The 19,155-nt window shown below is 51.6% G+C and carries 13 protein-coding genes; 12 read left to right on the top strand and 1 reads right to left on the bottom strand.

Annotated features, from left to right (window positions below; all coding sequences use genetic code 11):
- The first annotated feature begins 33 nt into the window (after positions 1 to 33).
- From NST07_RS16760 to NST07_RS16775, 4 genes are read left to right on the top strand one after another with little or no spacing between them, the layout of a single operon-like run.
- Entirely contained in the window at positions 34 to 795 is a 762-nt protein-coding gene (locus tag NST07_RS16760) for a glucose 1-dehydrogenase (RefSeq protein WP_341378633.1), read from the top strand.
- Positions 792 to 2,876: a heparinase II/III family protein gene (locus NST07_RS16765; protein WP_342479797.1), complete on the top strand. Its 2,085-nt coding sequence runs from the start codon at positions 792 to 794 to the stop codon at positions 2,874 to 2,876. Before NST07_RS16760 ends, NST07_RS16765 begins: the two co-directional genes overlap by 4 nt.
- Positions 2,877 to 2,878: 2 nt before the next feature.
- Complete coding sequence (locus tag NST07_RS16770) at positions 2,879 to 5,173, top strand: DUF4962 domain-containing protein (RefSeq protein WP_341378635.1); 2,295 nt, start codon at positions 2,879 to 2,881, stop codon at positions 5,171 to 5,173.
- A gap of 56 nt (positions 5,174 to 5,229) precedes the next feature.
- Positions 5,230 to 6,786, top strand: coding sequence for an extracellular solute-binding protein (locus NST07_RS16775; RefSeq protein ID WP_341093207.1), 1,557 nt, complete (start codon positions 5,230 to 5,232; stop codon positions 6,784 to 6,786).
- Between the two features lie 141 nt (positions 6,787 to 6,927).
- Here NST07_RS16775 and NST07_RS16780 read toward each other — a convergent pair whose 3' ends face one another.
- Positions 6,928 to 7,602: a FadR/GntR family transcriptional regulator gene (locus NST07_RS16780; protein ID WP_341093208.1), complete on the bottom strand. Its 675-nt coding sequence runs from the start codon at positions 7,600 to 7,602 to the stop codon at positions 6,928 to 6,930.
- 298 nt (positions 7,603 to 7,900) lie between these two features.
- Between NST07_RS16780 and NST07_RS16785 the strand changes: the two genes are divergently transcribed.
- From NST07_RS16785 to NST07_RS16820, 8 genes are all read left to right on the top strand, one after another.
- On the top strand, positions 7,901 to 8,857 hold the full coding sequence (locus tag NST07_RS16785) for a sugar kinase (protein WP_342479798.1): 957 nt from the start codon (positions 7,901 to 7,903) through the stop codon (positions 8,855 to 8,857).
- Between the two features lie 31 nt (positions 8,858 to 8,888).
- Positions 8,889 to 9,554, top strand: a complete 666-nt coding sequence (eda, locus tag NST07_RS16790; protein WP_341378637.1) for a bifunctional 4-hydroxy-2-oxoglutarate aldolase/2-dehydro-3-deoxy-phosphogluconate aldolase — start codon at positions 8,889 to 8,891, stop codon at positions 9,552 to 9,554.
- A gap of 3 nt (positions 9,555 to 9,557) precedes the next feature.
- Positions 9,558 to 10,706 (top strand): galactonate dehydratase, encoded by a 1,149-nt coding sequence (dgoD, locus tag NST07_RS16795; protein ID WP_342479799.1) that lies wholly within the window; start codon positions 9,558 to 9,560, stop codon positions 10,704 to 10,706.
- 29 nt (positions 10,707 to 10,735) lie between these two features.
- The gene (locus tag NST07_RS16800; RefSeq protein ID WP_342479800.1) at positions 10,736 to 13,738 is read left to right on the top strand and encodes a glycoside hydrolase family 2 TIM barrel-domain containing protein; all 3,003 of its coding nucleotides are present in this window, start codon (positions 10,736 to 10,738) and stop codon (positions 13,736 to 13,738) included.
- A 108-nt stretch (positions 13,739 to 13,846) separates the two neighbouring features.
- Positions 13,847 to 15,568 carry a sensor histidine kinase gene (locus NST07_RS16805; protein ID WP_342479801.1) on the top strand — a complete coding sequence of 574 codons (1,722 nt, stop codon included), beginning with the start codon at positions 13,847 to 13,849 and terminating at the stop codon, positions 15,566 to 15,568.
- Entirely contained in the window at positions 15,535 to 16,761 is a 1,227-nt protein-coding gene (locus tag NST07_RS16810) for a response regulator (protein WP_342479802.1), read from the top strand. Before NST07_RS16805 ends, NST07_RS16810 begins: the two co-directional genes overlap by 34 nt.
- 133 nt (positions 16,762 to 16,894) lie before the next feature.
- On the top strand, positions 16,895 to 18,229 hold the full coding sequence (locus NST07_RS16815) for a sugar ABC transporter substrate-binding protein (protein ID WP_342479803.1): 1,335 nt from the start codon (positions 16,895 to 16,897) through the stop codon (positions 18,227 to 18,229).
- 33 nt (positions 18,230 to 18,262) lie between these two features.
- Entirely contained in the window at positions 18,263 to 19,144 is an 882-nt protein-coding gene (locus NST07_RS16820; RefSeq protein WP_076112903.1) for a sugar ABC transporter permease, read from the top strand.
- Positions 19,145 to 19,155 lie beyond the last annotated feature (11 nt).

Genomic DNA, 19,155 nt, shown 5'->3' on the forward strand with positions numbered 1-19,155 from the left:
TAAGAAAAAAACTACTACTTGGAGGAATATGTAATGAAAATTGATTTGACTGGTAAAATCGCCCTGGTTACAGGGTCCAATGCAGGGATAGGCCGACAAATTTTAGAGACGCTTGCAGCTTCCGGCGCCAAAGTCGCCGTAAACTATCTGTACGGTTCTTCGGAGGAAACGGTCGAAGCCGTCCGCCAGGCTGGAGGAGAAGCTTATGCATTTCAGGCGGATGTCACAAATCCAGCCCAGCTGGACAACATGGTGAAGGAAATAGAGGCACAATTCGGCGGAACCATCGATATCCTCGTCAACAATGCCGGAGGTATGGTCAAGCGGGTTCCCAATACTGAAATGGACGAAGAACATTACAACAAGGTGATGGACGTCAATTTTAAATCATGCGTGTTTGCCTGCAAAGCGGTTGCACCGGGAATGATCGCTAAAAAAAGCGGTAAAATCATCAATGTATCCTCTCTCGCGGCTCATGACGGCGGAGGACCGGGCGCTTCCATCTATGCAGCAGGCAAAGCGGCGGTATGGTCTTATACCAAGGGACTTGCCAAAGAGCTCAGTCCTCACGGGATTAATGTAAACGCTATCTCTCCCGGATTTATCGGTCAAACCGCATTCCATGCCACCTTTACTGCAGATGCGGCAAGACAGGCGACAATTGCAAAGATTCCATTGGGCCGGGAAGGCGCACCGCAGGATGTGAGCAACGTGACACTCTTCCTCGCTTCAGAGCTATCGGATTATCTGACTGGAGAAATCATTGAAATTAACGGAGGCTTGTTCATGCGATGATGAACCTTAAGGAGAAAGCAGACACTTTTTCCTGGGTTGGCCCTGTGGTGGATAAACTGAAGAGGGAGCTGGACCTTTTCCGGGAAGAAGAGATTCGGCTTCCGGCAGAACCCGGCGGCTGGTGGCACCAATATGTGTGCCCCCGGCATCATACCGAGCTAATCTTTAATGCTGCGGAGCAGGACACGTTTGTCTTTACTTGTCCGCAAGGCTGCAAGCTGGAAGGCGAGCCTTACCGGGGAGCCTGGCTGGTATACCGGCATCAGGCGATAGCACGTTATGCACTGCAGGCTGCCGCGGTATTCGCCGCAGACGGGGAAGACTTCTATAGCGGCTTGGCCCAGAAGATTCTTGTTGGATATGCGGAGCAGTTCCCGCTGTATCCGGTTCATCCCGATGCCCAGCCCTGGATGCTTAGCGGCCGTGCCTTTCATCAGGCGCTGACGGAAGCGATCTGGTCGACCACACTTATTCGGGCTTATCTGCTTCTTGTGGACCATGGAGTAACGTTCACGGAAGAGGAAGAGTTGAAACTGCAGGTGTTCTTCACGATGCTGGAGGAGAGCATGGAGCAATACCGCCACATTCTCATTCACGAGAAGAAGAATGCAGAGAACAATTATACCGCATGGCTGAACGCCAGCCTGGCCTGCGTATATGCCGCCAAAGGTACCCGGGCAAAACTCGGTTCCCTGCTGGAGGGGGAAGGCGGTTTCTATCATCATCTTTCTATCGGCGTCAAGCCGGACGGCTTTGAATTTGAAGGCAGCACGTACTACCATATTTTTGTGCTGCGGGCTTACCTCATAGCAGCCGAGATGGCCGGACGCTTCGGGGTTGACCTATATGATGCCAAAGGGGATCAGGGACAATCCATCCGCGGTATGTTTCAGCTGCTGGTAGAGCTTAGCGGCGACAACGGGGAGCTTCCAGCTGTGCATGATGGTCCTTATGCACGCATTCCTTTCGCGCGGGAAATCGTTGAAGTACTTGAAATAGGGTGTACGGCTTATAAAGACCTCACCTACCAGCCTATACTGGCGAATGCTTACCGGTATTTATACGGAAAGGAAGAGCGGAGCGGTCTGGAGGCGGTGCTGTATGGAGAAGGAGAGCGTAAGGAGCTTCATTCTACCTCCACGGCAAGGGTTTCTATCCTGCTGCCGGATTCAGGCTTCGCCGTGCTCCGTCATCCGGGCAACCCGCTGTCCGTACTGGCAGACTTCGGTGAGCATGGCGGATCTCATGGGCATTATGACAAGCTTCATATCACGATTATGCACCGGTTGGGAGAGGTTGCTCCCGAGCTTGGCATGGTTCCTTACGGTTCTATATTGCGCAAGGAATGGTATGCCGAAACCGCGAGTCATAACACGGTCACCATCGGAGGCTGCTCTCAAGCAGCCCATACCGGCAGCTGCAGAGAATTCCGGCAGGAAAGCGATGATACGTATTTATGGATTCGCTCGGATGGCGCCTATGAAGGAGCGGTTCTCGACCGGCATCTTTTGTTGACTGACGGTTGGCTGCTGGACTGGTTTCATGTTGAGCAGACAACGGACCGGAAGCAGGATCAGGAGGTGGACTTATGGTTACATCCGACAGGAGATTTGCTGTTACCGGTCGAGTCCCGCCGCATCCGGAAGGACTCCCCGGCAGTCCTCGGACAGGAAGCGGGCTATGGTTCGGTAGAGGTATTGTCCGTACTGCAGAATGAGTCGGACTGTGCGTTAAGCGCCAGGTGGAGCAGCCGTTATGATCAAGTGGGCCACGCTGCGGAATATGAAGTTTCCGCGTGCACTCTGCTGGCACCCGGCTCCATTCTGCATGAAATCCGCACACCGGGTGTAGCTGAAGACCCGAGCAGTCTGATCCGGGGCATCATGCTTCGGCATAGAGGCCCGTCGGTTGATTTTATTACAGTTTATCGGGCCGGTCATGAATCTGCTGCACTAAAGCTTGTGAGTCAGGCGGGCGAAGAGGTCCGAATCCAGATAGAAACAAACGGGCAAAGAGTTGTCTACTGCCTGAATCCCAAAAAGGGACTGATTCAGGAAAAGTCCCTGAATACGGAGGAGTAGAGATGTCAGAACCTTTATTTCAACCTGCCAGCGGCGTGCTCGACCTGCCTTATGGGCCTGATGAACATTCGGATGTTGGAGAGAACCCGCCGCGTTTTACATGGATGCCCGCAAGTCTGGAGGAAGGGATGTATGAGCTGCAGATCTCCTCATACAAAGAGTTTGAGCCTGAATACACGCTGACCTACAGTCAAATTCCCTATAATCTGTTTACTCCGGATAAACCGCTGGAACCAGGAATGTATTATTGGCGGTACACTCTTATCGGTGATAACCATATCCGTTCAGAGTGGAGCAAAGTAAGAGCTTTCGTGGTTGCGGATGAGCTTCCGCTAACGCCTCTGCCATCCAGAACGGAGCGATACACCGCTGCTTCCGGCAATCATCCGCGGCTTTGGCTTCAGGCGGAACAGCTTGAGTCCTACCGGGAAACCATCCGCCAAGATCCTGACTTAACGGGCTGGAGTGACTTCCTCAAGCATTCCGTACTGCCCTGGACAGAACGAGCGCTTATTCCCGAGCCTGCACCGTATCCGGATAACAAGCGTGTCGCCAAGCTATGGCGGCAGATGTATATGGACTGTCAGGAAGTTTTCTATGCTGTTCGGCATCTAGCCATAGCAGGGATTGTGCTGGAGGACGAAGTGCTTATTGCTAAAGCCAGAGAGTGGCTGCTTCATGCTGCAAGCTGGAACACGGAGGGTACCACCAGCCGGGATTATAATGATGAATGCTCCTTTCGCATAGCCGGAGCGTTGGCATGGGGCTATGATTGGCTGCACGGCTCTCTTACGGAAGAGGAACGGCTAAAGGTGCGGCAGGCACTGCTGCGGAGAACCGGTCAGATCGCCTTCCATGTCATCGAACGCTCCCGAATTCATCAAGTGCCTTATGACAGCCATGCCATCCGTTCTTTATCCTCCGTGCTCGTTCCCTGCTGTATTTCTATGTTGGGCGAGGAGGAGGAGGTTCAGGAATGGCTTGATTATACGCTGGAGTACTTCTCCGCCATGTATACCCCATGGGGTGGCAAGGATGGCGGCTGGGCCGAAGGCCCGATGTATTGGACCACTCAAATGGCTTTTGTTACGGAGGCGCTTAATCTGGTCCGCAAATACATGGGAATCAACTTCTATGAACGTCCCTTCTTCCGCAAAACCGGCGACTTTCCGCTCTATTGCTATAGCCCGGATACCTTGAGGGCCAGCTTCGGGGATCAATCGTCGCTGGGAGATCCGGTCAGTCTCAAGACGGGCTTCAATATCCGCCAATTTGCCGGTTTAACGGGAAATGGACAGTACCAATGGTACTATGAACGGACAAAGGAATTGAATCCAGATAGCCAGATGATCTTCTATAACTACGGCTGGTGGGATTTCCGGTTTGATGAGATGGTTTACCGTACGGATTATCCGCAGATTCCTTCAGAACCACCGCTGGCCGCAGAGCCTCTCAAGTGGTTTCAGGATGTTGGCTGGGTCGCCATGCATCACCGGATGGAAGCTCCGCAGGAACATATCATGATGCTGGCCAAGAGCAGCCGTTACGGTTCTGTGAGCCATAGCCACGGGGATCAGAACGCCTTCCTGCTGCATGCCTTCGGCGAGCCTCTGGCTATCGAAAGCGGCCATTACGTCGCATTCAACAGTACAATGCATATGCAGTGGCGGAAGCAGACCCGCTCCAAGAACGTTATTCTTATTGACGGAAAAGGCCAATATGCCGGCACAGACAAGTCGAAGAACATGGCAGCCTACGGCAAGGTGCTGAAAGCGTCCACTGCACCTGGGATCAGCTACATGCAAATGGATGCAACGGAAGCCTACCGGGAGAATGTACCCTATATCAAACGGTATGTGCGGGAGATCTACTTTTTTGACAGCGCTTATTTTGTCATTACAGATAGTGTTGATCTGGAGTGTCCCGGAAAATTGGATTGGCTGTTCCATACGCTCTATCCCATGAAGTTAAAGGACCAAACCTTCAAAGTAAAGGGCCAAAAAGCTCAAATGGAGGGCAGGTTTGTCTACAGCTCCTCTGGAGATATGGCGCTTAGTCAAAACGACCAATTTACCGATGTAGATCCGAAGGAATGGGAAGGGCTGCCCGGGCACTGGCATTTGACCGCATCCACTCAAGAGGCTATAAGCCATCGGATCGTTACGCTTCTGATTCCCCAAAAATCTGGAAGCCGGGATTACGTATCATACTTCATGGACGATCAGGACCATGGGGTTCATGTTTACTTTACCAATCAGGGGGTTACCCGCCGGGTTGAGATTCCTAAAGCATATTAGTCTAAAAAAACATTTTCATTTGTGTATGGCACCCATTGTACAAGGAGAGGGTTATCATGAAAAAATGGATTGGCGTCTGTCTGACTGCTTTAATGGCTGCTACAGCCGTTGCAGGTTGCGCGGACAAGGACAAAGAAGAGACTGCCGGAGGAGCGTCAAATGCGCCGCAAAAAACTAAATTCTCCATCTCGATGCGGACACTGGCTTTTAACTATGTTGAGAAATCGCCTAATCTGAATAAGGATAAATGGGTGAAAAAACTGGAGGAGATGACAAACACCGATCTGGACATTGTGCTGGTGCCTCATAAAGAATTCGAGCAGAAAATGGTTCAGATGTTTGCCACTAATGATATTCCGGATGTGGTTCAAGGCTCGGGCGGTGTGAACGGCAAGGAAATGGCCGGTTCCGTTGAAGCCGGCGTGTTCATGCCCTTGGATGATCTGCTTGAGCAACACGGTCAGAACCTGTTGAAAGTAATCCCGAAGGAAGCCTGGGAAAACGTCACCTATCAAGGGAAAATCTACGCAATACCGGAGTTCCTGTCCAATCCGTCCCGTCGCGCGACTTGGATTCGCAAGGACCTGCTGGATCAAACCGGCTTGCAGGTTCCAAAAACAGTCGATGAGTACTTGAATGTGCTGCGGGCTTTCAAAAAACTGGGTGTTGATAACCCTTACATGGGCCGCCAGGATTTCAAATATGCCGATGCTTTCTTTGGCGCTTATGATGTTTTTCCGTACCTGACGATGTTCGAGGAAGTAAACGGCCAGGTTCAGCCGAAGTTTATGGATAACGAAAATATGATGAAGGCGTTACAAACATACAACACCATGTATAAAGAGGGGTTGATCAACAAGGAATTTGCCACCATCAACCCGACCAACTATAAAAATGCGATTCTCTCAGGCAACGCGGGCATGTGGACGATGAATGCCAACGAGCTGCTGCAGTGGGAGCAGCAATTGAAGGCTACAACGCCATCCGCCAAGCTGGAGATTATCCCGTCGCCAGTTGGCCCTGACGGAAAAGGCGGCTCTTATTTGTACGGCTCCGCTACGCGCACCTACTTTATCAAGGAAGGTACGAAAAATGCTGCGGATATTGTGAAATTCTTTGACTGGATGCTAAGCGAAGAGGCGGAAACCTTCTTTACCTTCGGGATCAAGGGCGAATCCTACAAAGAAGAGAACGGTAAAATCGTATATACGGCCCCCACGGATTCCGCTGCCATAGATGAAGAGCGCTACCGTCAGTCTTTCTTGTGGCTGGTGCAAGACACCACGTATAACAAGGGTGTTCTGAACATGACGGAAGAAGGCAAAAACCTGATCAAAGTATATGATACGATTCTGGCTAATGAAGGCCGGGACGGGATTCAATTCGACCCTCGTCTGGACGCACTAGTGAAGAATCCAGACATCGCTCCCAACTCGGACACGGCTCCTCCGGTGCTGCTGACGCATATGGTGAAGATGGTGTATGGCAAGGAACCCATCAGTGACTGGCCGAAGGTTGTGGAAGAGTGGCTTTCCAAGGGCGGCGAGGACGTCATCAAGGAAGCTACGGAAAAATACAACTCTAAAGCGGGCGTCACCATGCCCCGCAGATAAGATAGCCCTCCTGACAGTTTAAACCGATGCGGTTACCATTTATTCGGATGGAGATCCATTACTACAGCGAGCTTATAGGCGTGCTAAACAAGCTGTCGAGATTATTCTCGGCAGCTTGTTTTGCAGCGTCACAGGGTGAATCTACTTCTTCAGGGTTGTCAGCATACTCTGGATATGGCTCTCCATTAGCTGCCGGGCTGTTTCGCTTTGTCGTTCCTCAATGGCAATGGCGATCAGAACATGATAATTGGAAGCTTTCGTCCGCATATTGGGCAGCGTATTGGTCTGCTTGCGTCCTTCGGCCAGCAATGGAAGAATCGAATTCAGCATCCGCGCCACTACCGGATTTGCTGCTCCTTCGGCGATTAACTGATGAAAGGCGAGGTCTGTCTCGAAGAAGGGGCCACCTTCCTCCATTTGCCGCACCATTCGCTCTGCCAGTACCCGCAGCCTGCGGATCTGATCGTCATCGGCCCGCTGCGCAGCCAGAGCGGCAAGTTCAGGCTCAATGAGCAGTCTAGCTTCCAGCAGATCCACTATCGAAATGTTTTCCAATTCCTCTAGGGCTACCGCCGGATCATCCAACAGCAGCGGATCGTTTCGTACATACATCCCACGTCCGTGCTCAATGCTGACATTCCCCTGACTCTCTAATATCCGCAGCGCCTCACGTACTGTAGTGACACTAACGGAAAAATCGACAGCTAGCTGCTGCAGAGTAGGGAGCCGATCCCCCGGAGCCCATTCCCCATCAAGGATTTTCTGTTTCATAAGCTCTATAGTAGCCTGAAACGCGGTCTGTTTGATCTGTTTCATGTTTAGCCGTCCTTATCACTTGGAATGAATTCATTTTAGCATAGGAGCTTCTTGAGGATAAGTAGATATGTCTATGTATTGATTTAGTATTGACTAGTAAACAACAAGATAATATGATTGTAGCATAAAGATCGTATCTATATCTAAAAAGTAATTATATTTAACGTTGGGAAACGATGTTTCGTACATTTTTCTGTGTAAAACGGCAGGGGAGTAAGTGATTCAATTTTATTCAAGAATAAAGATATGATCTTTATGCAGAAACTCTATCAGTGATGAAGCAGAAGGAGGAGGGGCAATGGAGGTAGTAACCTTTGGGGAAACCATGGTACTTTTGGCACCGGACCGGATGGTTCCCCTGGAGTATGTGAACGGCTTTCACAAGCATGTTGCCGGAGCCGAAACCAATGTGGCAGTTGGGCTTGCCCGTATGGGACATACCGTGGGCTGGTTCAGCAAGCTCGGAAATGATCCATTTGGACGCTATATTAGGCAGGTCGTAAGAGGACATGGCGTTGATACTTCCGAAGTCAGGATTACAGACGAAGCGCCGACGGGAGTGTTTTTCAAAGAACAAATATCCCCGGATAAAATACAGGTGTACTACTACCGCAAACAATCGGCTGCCAGCCTGATGCACGAGAATGAGCTTAATGAGGCTTATGTTGGAAAAGCCCGCATCCTGCATGTAACCGGCATTACTCCGGCGCTTAGCCCCGAGTGCAGGAAATTAACCTTTCGAGCCCTCGAAGCAGCAAAAAAACACGGTGCGGCCATTGTGTTTGATCCCAATATCCGCTGGAAGCTTTGGAACAGAGAAGAAGCCTGCGTTGTGCTTAACGAAATAGCGGCTCTTGCCGATTACGTGTTGCCCGGTATTGATGAGGGACAGTTTCTGACAGGATGCTGTACGCCTGCAGACATCGCAGACCGTCTGCTGAAATCCGGCGCCGGTGCTGTCGTAATCAAGCTCGGCGCGGGCGGAGCTTATTACAGTAACGGACGAATCGCGGGAGATGAGCCGGGATTTCCGGTGAAGCGGCTCATTGATCCGATGGGTGCCGGAGACGGTTTTGCCGCCGGATTTATAAGCGGATTGCTGCAAGGGGAGGACCTGCCCTCAGCGGTGCGACGCGGCAACGCGGTGGGTTCCATTGTTGTCGGAGTAAGCGGCGATGTGGAGGGTCTTCCGACACGGCAGGATGTGGATCTTCTCCTGGCAGGGGGATCCGACTTGGAGGATATTATCCGGTAAATGAGGGGCATTCCAAAGGAGGAGGAAGGAAATGGACAAAAATCTTCAGATTGAGCGGTTGATAACTTCCGGACTGGTCGCCGTTATTCGCAGACCAGAGCCTGAAAGGGCGGATAAAATTGCCGCGGCACTGGCAGATGGGGGTGTCGGAGCGCTGGAGATTACAGCCGATACGCCGGAAGTGAACAGGTTGATCGCGGACATGAAGGCGAAATATGGAGATCGCCTGCTGGTGGGAGCGGGTACGGTGCTGAAGTTGACGCAGGCCGAGCAGGCTATCGCGGCGGGAGCCGATTTTATTTTTTCGCCAAATTTGAATGAGGCAATTGTGGATCTCACCTTAAAGTACGGGCGAATCTCCATCCCAGGCGTGATGACGCCGACCGAAGCTGTCAGAGGGCACGAAGCGGGTGCAGATCTGCTAAAGGTGTTCCCCGGCGGTTCGCTGGGCGCCTCCTACATAAAGGAACTGCAGGGGCCCCTTGGTCATATCCGGATGATGCCGACAGGAGGCATGACACTTGCGAATGTCGGATCCTTCATTGCCGCCGGATCTGTTGCTGTCGGTTTAGGAAGCGCTCTCGTAGACCGGAAAGCGGTGGAGCGGGGCGACTATGCGAAGATAACCGAGACGGCCCGCCAGTTCGCGAAGGAAGTCAGCAAGGCCAGAATGAACAACACAAAAGGAGTTAAATAATCGATGAAAATAACCGGATTTGAGACCTTTATCGTTCCTCCCCGCTGGCTGTTTCTGAAGATTGAAACCGATGAGGGCATATCCGGCTGGGGAGAGCCGGTGGTCGAAGGCAAGGCGCATACTGTTCAGACCGCAGTGGAAGAGATGATGGATCTTTTGATCGGACAGGATCCTCAGCGGATTGAAGACCTATGGCAGTTGATGTACCGGGGAGGATTTTATCGTGGCGGGGCTATTTTAATGAGCGCGATAGCAGGGATCGATCAGGCGTTGTGGGATATTAAAGGGAAAATCTACAATGCGCCTGTGTACCAGCTCCTTGGCGGCGCTTGCCGAAGTTCAATGCGGGTGTACTCCTGGATAGGCGGAGACCGCCCCATCGATGTCGTCAAATCTGCTCTGGAGAAGAAGGCCGCCGGTTTCACGGCGATTAAGATGAACGCCTCGGAAGAGATGCAGTTCATTGATACACATGACAAGGTGTATGCTATCGTTGAGCGGGTCGCAGCCATTCGGGAATCCTGTGGACCGGAATTCGGGATTGCTGTCGATTTTCACGGGCGGCTCCATAAACCGATGGCACGGGGATTGGCCAAAGAGCTGGATCCGTACCGTCTGATGTTCATTGAAGAACCGGTACTGCCGGAAAACAACGAAGTACTGCGGGAAATCGCACATCATACCAGCACTCCGATCGCGACGGGTGAGCGCATGTTCTCACGCTGGGATTTTAAAAATCTGCTGAAGGATGGGGTAGTCGATATTATTCAGCCCGACCTGTCCCATGCGGGAGGCATCACGGAATGCAAGAAAATATTCGCTATGGCCGAAGCGTTCGATGTTGCGGTCGCTCCGCACTGTCCGCTTGGGCCGATCGCTCTTGCCGCCTGCCTTCAGGTAGATGCGACGTCTTATAATGCGGTCATTCAGGAACAAAGCCTCGGCATCCATTATAATCAAGGAAATGACCTGCTGGATTATATCACCGATCCTACCGTCTTTGCCTACAGTGACGGTCATGTCAATATTCCTTCCGGACCGGGTCTTGGCATTACGGTGAACGAGGAGTATGTGCGGAAGATGGCGGAGACGGGCCACCGTTGGAGAAATCCGGTATGGCGGCATCGGGACGGCAGCATTGCTGAGTGGTAAGGCCAATTACAATATTCAGGAGGATGGTCATGTCATTTATGCCGAATTACTGGGAAGATACCGAGACGCTGCAGATAAACAGGAAAGCAGCCAGAGCTTATTATATCCCATACGCGTCAGCTGCAGACGCGCGCCGCAGAAAGCGGGGGCGTTCCCCGTATTATCAGACGCTGAACGGCCGCTGGAAGTTCAAATATCACGCCAGCGTCAGAGAGGTCAAGGAAGATTGTGTAGCCCCTGAACATGACATTAGCCGATGGGATGATCTGGTGGTTCCGTCCTGCTGGCAAGTAAACGGTTATGATCAACTGCATTACACGAACATCAACTATCCCTTTCCGTTTGACCCGCCTTTCGTGCCCAATGATAATCCTGCCGGACTTTATGTCAGGGAGTTCACACTGCCGGATAATTGGAACGGCAAGGAGAAGGTAGCGGTATTTGAAGGAGTCAATTCATGCTTCTACCTGTGGGTGAACGGACAATTTGTTGGCTACAGCCAAGGAAGCCGGATGCCGGCCGAATTCGATATATCGCCTTATGTCCGTCATGGTGTGAACCGGATGGCCGTCATGGTGCTGAAATGGTGCGACGGAAGTTATGTGGAGGATCAGGATCTTTGGAGATTCACTGGTATTTTCCGGGACGTCTACCTGCTTGCCAGGGATTCCGCTCATATCTCCGATGTATTCAACCGCACGTCTCTGTCCGCAAGCTTCGATAGTGCGGAGCTAAACTGCAAGGTGGAGTCAACAGGCAGGCTTGAAGTTGAAGCTGTTCTGCAGGATGCAGACGGTGCTGAGATAGAGCGGACGCAGGCCGTGATCGAAGGCCAAGGTACGTTGAAGCTGCATGTGCAGAATCCCGTGCTGTGGAATGCAGAGAACCCGCATTTATACCATTTATACTTGTTCGCAGGCGATGAAGTTCTGCATTTTCCCGTAGGTTTACGCGAAATATCCATTCAGGATGGCGTGTTCACGATCAGCGGTCAAGCGGTAAAGCTTAAGGGTGTCAATCGTCATGACTCCCACCCGGAGCTTGGACAAACGATTCCGGTCAATCATATGGTCCAAGATTTGCGGCTGATGAAACAGCATAATATCAATACCATTCGAACCTCGCATTACCCGAACGACTCCCGTTTTCTAGAGCTCTGTGATGAATACGGCTTCTATGTGATCGGAGAAGCCGATCTGGAATGTCATGGCGCGCTTCCAGCAGGGGACTTCAACTGGTTCACGCGCAACCCCGAGTGGGAGAAAACTTTCGTCGAGCGGGCAACCCGGATGGTGGAGCGGGATAAGAACCACCCATGTATCATCATTTGGTCCATGGGCAATGAATCCGGTTATGGAGAGAACCATATGGCAATGGCCCGCTGGACCAAAGCAAGGGACGCTTCTCGTCCTATTCACTACGAGGGTTCGGATCCCCGTCACGGCGGCAGCCCGGATACGGAGGTGCTCGACATGGAGAGCCGGATGTATGCCTCCAGCGGGGCGATTGCAGCGTACGCGTCCGATCCGGATACGACCAAACCGATGTTTCTGTGCGAATACAGCCATGCCATGGGCAACGGGCCCGGCGATTTGCAGGATTACTGGGATGTGATCAACCGGTATCCAAAGCTGATGGGTGGATGTGTCTGGGAATGGGTGGATCATGGCATCAAGATTATAAAGCACGGACGGCTTTATTATGCTTATGGGGGAGATTTCGGCGATCAGCCTAATGACGGCAACTTCTGCATTGACGGTCTGGTTGCCCCCGACCGGAAGCCGCATTCCGGACTGCTGGAACTCAAGCAGGTGATTGCCCCCGTTGTATTTGAAGCCAAAGAAATCGGATCGGGGCTCATAGAAATTCACAACCGCTATGATTTTAGGGATCTGTCTCATGTGAGAGTTCTGTGGAAATTGGAAAAGGACGGTGAAACGGTAAATCAAGGTGAAATCAGTGGTTTGTCGGCAGGCCCTCACGGCTCGCAGACAGTCGAAGCAGGCTTCGGAATTTCGGAGGAACCGGGGAGGTACTTTGTTACTCTGTCGTGCAGGACGATAGAAGAAACCTGGTGGGCATCACCCGGCCATGAAATTTCCTTCGGCCAGTTTGAACTGCCGGCTAATCAGCCTGTGCTATTCCTACCTGAGGCCCGGTCACCACTCCAAGTGGAGCGCCGGGACGACCGGCTTGTCATCACGGGATTTGACTTTAAATACGGCTTTAATCTTGGCGCCGGTACGTTTGACAGCCTAGTCAAGAACGGAATGGAGATGCTGCTTGCGCCGCTTTCTTTTGCGGTATGGCGCGCCCCGGCAGATAATGACCGGTTCGTGAAGCACGAATGGATGCAGGAGGGGTACGAACGGGCTGTAACCCATATTTACCGCGTGGACACGATCCGGCAGGACGGTGAAGCCGTAGAGCTGGAAGCGGACTTCTCGATGGGAGGCTATTTGCGTCCGCCGTTCTTGCGGGGAACGTTCCGCTGGAAGGTGGACGCTACAGGAGAGCTTTATCTCCGTACTAACGTAACAACCAGAGACGGTATTCCATTCTTGCCCCGGTTCGGGCTATGCGTCGTGATGCCGGAAGGGAATGAGGAGATCGAATATTTCGGCCGGGGACCCCATGAAAGCTACATCGATAAGGGACATAGCACTAAAATTGGGAAATACATGACTACCGTCGATGAGCAGTTTGTGGATTATATCATGCCCCAGGAGAACGGTTCCCACAATGAAACGGAATGGGTTATTGTCTCGAATGAGCTCGGCATGGGACTGAGATTCCAGAGTGACCGTCCATTCTCCTTCAATGCTTCGCATTATACGCCGGAGGATCTGACCCAAGCCTCGCACCAATACGAGCTGACCCGCAGGCCGGAGACGATTGTCCATCTGGATTATCAGATGAGCGGCGTAGGCTCCAATTCCTGCGGTCCCGCGCTGCTGGCTCCCTACAGGCTGGATGAGAAGGAGTTCCAGTTTGAGCTGAATATTGTACCGGTGTTCAAAGAAGACGAATAAACCGGGTTTACCGGATTTGCGGAAATAGGTAAGGGGGACCGGATCACGTAGATCCGGTTGCCCTTTTTACGCATTGGTAAGGCCAGTCGATGCTGTGGAGGGAACGAAATGAAAACGAAAGCTTCACACCCCCGGAACAAAGGCAAACCGCAGGCATTATCAATAGGCCGAAGCATGTACGCCAAGCTGCTGATGTTCTTCACAGTCATTGCGTTGCTTCCGTTGGCCGTAATGGGTTATTTCTCCAATCATAAATCGTCGCAGATCGTGAATTCACAGTTCGGGAGCTACGGAATGAACGCCATTGAGGAGCTTAAGCTCCATTTGGATACCAGCATCGCGCAGATGGACAATATTACGGGCAATCTACTGAATTATTTGATCTCTGCACCCATGGTCATCGAAGATGGCGAAACGCTGAACTATAGCCGATATAAGGAGGAACAGGCGCTCCAGCGATATCTTATATCTTTTGAAACGGTCAATATTGTAAGTGTTTCGGTTGTGATGCCTTCGGGCAAATTTATCGGAAGCGGCGGACTTGATCAGGCAAGGCTTACGGAGTCCTCCTTCTGGCACCAAGTTGCCAGGAATGGCGGAAGACAAGTTATCATCCACCGGCCGGATTACTATTACCGCTTTGTAAATGACAACATGGTCATCAGCCTGGTTGTGCCGGTCAAGGATCATTTCGGACTCCCGCCAGGCAGCCGGATTCTAATCGACACGAAGGCGGATTCCGTGGTGAATCTGCTTCGGGCGTTTCAGCATAATATGAATGCTCACCTGCAAATACGGGCAGCGGACGGAAGCGTGCTGCTGCAAAGCTCGGAGAAATACAGTAGTTCGGAGGACGATATTGTCTGGTCCGGGGTTATGGAGCGGGAGGGCTGGACTGTCGAGGCCAGAATGCCGCATGCTGAGTTCTATCGCTCCTCGGGCGTGATCCTGAACTATACGCTGATCGTTGCGGGCTGCACGCTGCTCTTCGCCATCGCGATGGCCCATTTTTTCTCGCTTCGGCTTACGCGGCCCATTCAAAAGCTGACCCATTCGATGCGAAGATTCGGACAAGGGGAGCTGTTCATCCAGACCCCGGTGCTCACAAGCGATGAACTGGGCTATTTAAGTCTATCCTTCAATCGGATGACCGGACAAATCCAGGATCTGGTGCGTGAGATCAGCCGGAGCGAAAAGCTGAAGAGCGAAGCAGAACTGCGGGCGCTTCACTACCAGATCAACCCCCACCTGCTATTTAACACTCTGAACAGCATTCAGTGGAAGGCGAGGTTGGCCGGGCGCCGCGATATTCAGAAAATGATTGAGCATCTGGTTGCCGTCCTGGAGAGCACTTTTACAGTGTCTAAGACACTGGTGCCGCTTGAGGAGGAACTGGCTTTAGTGCTTCATTTTATCGAAATCCAGCGGCTCCGGTACGATGATGCCTTTAGTTTCAAGCTGGAGGCCGAGCCGGAGCTGAGGTCCTGCCTGGTGCCGCGGATGGTGTTCCAGCCGCTACTGGAGAACATCTTTTTTCACGGCTTTACAGACGGAGCAGGTGAAATTAGGCTGTCACTCGTCTCCGGATCAGGCGAAATTAAGGCGGAGTTAACTGACAACGGGATCGGTATCAAGCCGGAGCATTTGCTCTATGTGAGGAACGGCCAAGTCATTCCGGGCAAGAAAGGAGGACTTGGCATGCGGAATGTCAGAGAGCGCTTTAACATGCATTTTGGCGAAAACTGCGATTTTACGATAGAGTCCGAACGAAACCACGGAAGTAAGGTGATCATACGATGGCCAAAGACTTACGGAGAGATTCACCCCTGAAGGTGCTTATCGTTGATGATGAACAGCTTGTGAGAAAAGGGCTGAGGATGACAGTCGACTGGGGCAGACATGGCATGGCAGTCGTCGGCGATGCACCCAACGGCATCCTGGGCTGGGAGAAGGTGGTCAATCATGAACCCGACATTGTCATTACTGATATCGTGATGCCCGAGATGGACGGAATCGAGCTGGCTCATAAAATTAGACACAGATATCCCCATGTCAAAATCCTGTTTCTGAGCTGTCACCGCGACTTTGCTTACGCACAGCAGGGGATCCAGCTCGGTATCTCTGACTATATTGTAAAAACCAGCATGGGCGACGAGGAAATGGAGCGATGCCTCGATAAAATCCGGCGTGAATGCGGGCTTCATCTGGAGAATCAGTCCTCCATGGCAGCCTCTGAGGACGAGATGCAAATTGTAATGGAGTGGCTTCGGGTACAGGATATCACTGCAGACGAGAGGCTGGTAGCCAAGCTGAATGGAGATTGGGGTTGGATGACCCGAGGCGGCTGCATCTTTCATTTGTATAATAATGGAAGCGCTAACAATTCCAGTTTTTCGACTTCTGAGCAAAAAGCATGTCTAAAGATTGGTGAGGCATTTCCACCCGGGTCACCAGGACGTGCGTTCTTACCGTGTCCAGACGGTACTGCATTGCTGGCCTGCCACTGGGCGGAACGGGATACGGCGGAGCATGAACTGCTGCATCTGAAGAGTTCACGTAATCCCGGATTGGGATGGAGACTGGAGGGGCCGGTTGAGGGCGGGGTGCGATGGATAGAGGGCGTGCTGCGTCTGTTGCGCCTGCGGGCAATCGAGCGCGAGACCCGTCTGGTCAGCCGCCAGCATAAGGAGGATATTCTCAGCGCTATTGACTATATCAACCACCATCTGCATCTCGATCCCCGGGCCGGCGAAATCGCCGACCGGATCGGTATAAGCCGCAGCTACTTCAGCACCGTATTCAAAGAAGCGACAGGCAGCAGCCTGATTGATTTCCTTTCACAGAAAAAGCTGGAACGGGCACAGAATCTGCTGGCAATGACAGACTACCGTATGGAGGAAGTAGCGGAGAAGATCGGGATTGGAGACGTCAAATATTTCGCCAAATGGTTTAAGAAAAGCGTCGGATTCGCTCCGGGACAATACCGCCAACAAACAAAAAGACACCAAAATCCAATGAATTGACCCTTCGCCCGTGTAGAAAACGGGCTTTTTTATTACATTCCAATAAAAGTGAACCTTTTTCGAACGGCAGTCGGATTTGAAACCCCTTACATTTCTCTTATGATGGTATCAACCCACTCAAGGAGGTCAAACAATGCATAACAAAAGAGGGAAAATGCTGCTTTCCACGCTTTTTACAGCTTCCATGGTGTTAAGCGCCTGCTCTGGTTCCAACACACAAAGTAATTCCGGATCGGCTGGAACGGATCAGGGGGGAGAGGAGAAGGTGAAGCTTGTCGTCTGGATCTGGGAGCAGGCCAAAGCCGGGATTGATCTAAATATGGACCGGTTCAAGGAAGCTTATCCCAATATCGAAGTTGAGTTCCAAACCATGAAATCCACCGACCTCTATCAGAAGTATTTGGTCTCCTCCAATACTGACGACGCGGTGCCGGATGTGCTGGCGCTCGAATCGACGAATCTATCACAGATGGTGGAGATCAATTCGCTGCTCGACATTACCGAACATGTGGCTCCATATAAAGATAATATCGTGCCCTACAAATGGAAGGACGCCACCATGGACGGTAAAATCTATGCCATGCCATGGGACAGCGGCCCGGTGGTGATGTTCTACAGGAATGACCTGTTTGCTAAGGCCGGTCTGCCGACCGATCCCGATGAGGTCGCCGCCAAGATTAAGACTTGGGACGATTATTATCAAGCCGCCAAGCTGGTGAAGGAGAAGACAGGAGCGTTCATGTACGGCGATTCGAAGACCAATTCCAGCAACCGTGTGTTCGAATCTATGATGTGGCAGCGCGGATACTGGTATTTTGACGAGAACGGCAAGGTCACGGTCGACAGTCCGGAAGTGAAGGAGATCACGGACTACTTAATCAAGTTGCAGCAGGAAGAGCTTGTCTATGACGCCCGCGCCAATTCCGACCCTTGGGGCAATGCCATAGGTGAGGGTAAAATCGCCAGCGTAGTCGGCGGTTCCTGGCATGACGCGATCATTGAAAAGCAGTACTCGCCGCAGGATTCGGGCAAATGGTCAGTTACGACGATGCCGAAATGGTCAGCGGACGATAAATATGGCGGGGCCAACCAAGGCGGGTCCAACATGGCGATAAATAAAAATTCGAAGCACCCGGAAGAAGCCTGGAAATTCATCGAATTCATGCTCGGTGATAAGGAGTCTCAGACCAAAATGATGCTGGAGGCGGGGCTATTCCCTTCGTTGAAGACGGTATATTCCGACTCGGCAATGGACAAGCCATTTGATTACTTCAAGGGCCAGCCTATCTTAAAAGTGTATGCCAAATCACTGGAGAGCACCTATCCGCTTGCTTACACCTCCGATTTCCCGATGGCCAACAAGCTGATGACGGACGTGTGGGCAAAGGTGTTCCTGAATGACGCCTCCTCTGGAGATGCGTTAAAGACAATGGCCGATGAACTCCGGCAGAAGACCAAAAGAGAGTAGACAGCAGCAAGGATCAAGGAGATGAGAAAATCTATGGGTAAGACAAGATGGAACAGACAGATCCGTTACGCTCCGTATCTGTACATTTCCCCATACTTTATTTTATTTGGCATCTTTTCACTGTATCCAATTATTTATTCGTTTTATCTTAGTCTCACGGAATGGAACGGTGCAAGTGACAAGCTATTCATCGGGCTGGACAACTATACGGCACTGCTGAAGGATCATTACTTTTGGCTGTCGCTGTGGAACAGCTTAGTCATCTTCCTGATGTATGTGCCGCTTATGCTCTTTCTTGGCTTAATCTTTGCCAGTATGCTCAACTCCAAATGGATGGTGGGCAAAGGGTTTTTCCGGATGGCTCTGTTTGTGCCGAATTTTGTGTCGGTGGTCGCCGTATCATTCGTATTCGTGCTGCTATTTAATACCCAAGACGGGCTGATCAACACGTTCCTGCTGAACCTCAGTTGGATCAAGTCTCCGCTTCCTTGGCTTGATTCCCCGTGGTGGGCGCGTTTTTCTGTGGCGTTAATGGTGCTGTATCGTTGGCTCGGCTACAATATGCTGCTGTTGCTGACCGGTCTGCAAAGTATTCCGAAGGATCTGTACGAAGCGGCTTATGTCGATGGAGCGACGAAAGTAAAAAGTTTCTTCTTCATAACCATTCCTTTGGTCAAAAAAATGCTGCTATTCTGCACCGTGCTGTCCACAATCGGCACCTTTTCGCTCTTTACCGAGCCGTACATTCTCACCAAAGGCGGTCCGCTAAATTCGACGCTGACGCCGGTGCTGATGCTGTATAACGAAAGCTTTCAGAATTTCAACTTCGGCTACGCCTCGTCAATCGCTGTCTGCTTCTTCATCTTGATGATGAGCATATCGCTGATCCAGATGCGTCTATTCGATGAGAAATAAGGGGGGAGAAC

It is taken from the genome of Paenibacillus sp. FSL L8-0340, assembly GCF_038593145.1.
Taxonomy (GTDB): Bacteria; Bacillota; Bacilli; order Paenibacillales; family Paenibacillaceae; genus Paenibacillus_AQ.

Bases quoted from the DNA above. Each gene is read 5' to 3' on its own strand.
- eda (WP_341378637.1), top strand. From the start codon at position 8,889: ATGGACAAAAATCTTCAGATTGAGCGGTTGATAACTTCCGGACTGGTC.
- NST07_RS16815 (WP_342479803.1), top strand. From the start codon at position 16,895: ATGCATAACAAAAGAGGGAAAATGCTGCTTTCCACGCTTTTTACAGCT.
- NST07_RS16785 (WP_342479798.1), top strand. From the start codon at position 7,901: ATGGAGGTAGTAACCTTTGGGGAAACCATGGTACTTTTGGCACCGGAC.
- NST07_RS16810 (WP_342479802.1), top strand. From the start codon at position 15,535: ATGGCCAAAGACTTACGGAGAGATTCACCCCTGAAGGTGCTTATCGTT.
- NST07_RS16760 (WP_341378633.1), top strand. From the start codon at position 34: ATGAAAATTGATTTGACTGGTAAAATCGCCCTGGTTACAGGGTCCAAT.
- NST07_RS16765 (WP_342479797.1), top strand. From the start codon at position 792: ATGATGAACCTTAAGGAGAAAGCAGACACTTTTTCCTGGGTTGGCCCT.
- NST07_RS16820 (WP_076112903.1), top strand. From the start codon at position 18,263: ATGGGTAAGACAAGATGGAACAGACAGATCCGTTACGCTCCGTATCTG.
- dgoD (WP_342479799.1), top strand. From the start codon at position 9,558: ATGAAAATAACCGGATTTGAGACCTTTATCGTTCCTCCCCGCTGGCTG.
- NST07_RS16800 (WP_342479800.1), top strand. From the start codon at position 10,736: ATGTCATTTATGCCGAATTACTGGGAAGATACCGAGACGCTGCAGATA.
- NST07_RS16805 (WP_342479801.1), top strand. From the start codon at position 13,847: ATGAAAACGAAAGCTTCACACCCCCGGAACAAAGGCAAACCGCAGGCA.
- NST07_RS16780 (WP_341093208.1), bottom strand. From the start codon at position 7,602: ATGAAACAGATCAAACAGACCGCGTTTCAGGCTACTATAGAGCTTATG.
- NST07_RS16775 (WP_341093207.1), top strand. From the start codon at position 5,230: ATGAAAAAATGGATTGGCGTCTGTCTGACTGCTTTAATGGCTGCTACA.
- NST07_RS16770 (WP_341378635.1), top strand. From the start codon at position 2,879: ATGTCAGAACCTTTATTTCAACCTGCCAGCGGCGTGCTCGACCTGCCT.